The organism is Caballeronia humi, from assembly GCF_001544475.1.
Classification (GTDB): domain Bacteria; phylum Pseudomonadota; class Gammaproteobacteria; order Burkholderiales; family Burkholderiaceae; genus Caballeronia; species Caballeronia humi.
This window is the reverse complement of record NZ_FCNW02000245.1, coordinates 1-621: the sequence shown is the minus strand read 5'-3', so window position 1 is coordinate 621 and position 621 is coordinate 1. Positions and strand designations below refer to the sequence as shown.

1 protein-coding gene is annotated in these 621 nt (G+C 56.4%); it reads left to right on the top strand.

Annotation, left to right across the window (positions count from 1 at the left end; translation table 11 throughout):
• The coding region (locus tag AWB65_RS35260; RefSeq protein ID WP_125474318.1) for an IS4 family transposase at positions 1-614 on the top strand (614 nt) is incomplete at its 5' end.
• Positions 615-621 lie beyond the last annotated feature (7 nt).

Below are 621 nucleotides of genomic sequence, written 5' to 3'. Positions count from 1 at the left end.
AAGCCTTTTTGGAGATCCGGTATCGCCGCATTACCGTGCTACCACCTCTCTATAAGCAGCGTCGCTATCCCGAGCTACGTCTGACTGTCATTCATGCCCAGGAGAGGACCGCACCCGCCGGTCGACCTCCAATCGAGTGGAAGCTAATCACTGATCTGTCGGTCAAATCTCGTGCGGAAGCCATCGAGAAGCTCGACTGGTACGCGATGCGTTGGAAAATAGAGACCTTTCATAAGATCCTGAAGTCGGGATGCAAGGCCGAAGAATCTAAGCTGCGTACGGCTGATCGCTTAGCCAATCTTATCTCGGTGTTTTGTATCCTGAGTTGGCGCATCTTTTGGCTAACCATGCTCAACCGGTGTGCTGCACACGCCCCCGCCCAGTTGGCAGTCACACAAACAGAGATCGAACTCCTTGATCGGGTCGTCAAGGACACGCCTCGCACGGCACAGGCGCCGCCGCTGCTGCGCAGCCTCATCAAGCTTGCGCAACTCGGTGGGTACCTTGCACGTGCCAGCGACCCGCCGCCAGGCAATACCGTTATGTGGCGCGGTATGCGCCGTCTGATTGACATTCAGCTGGGATATGAACTCGCGCAGGACGAGTGTGGGTAATTGCAAG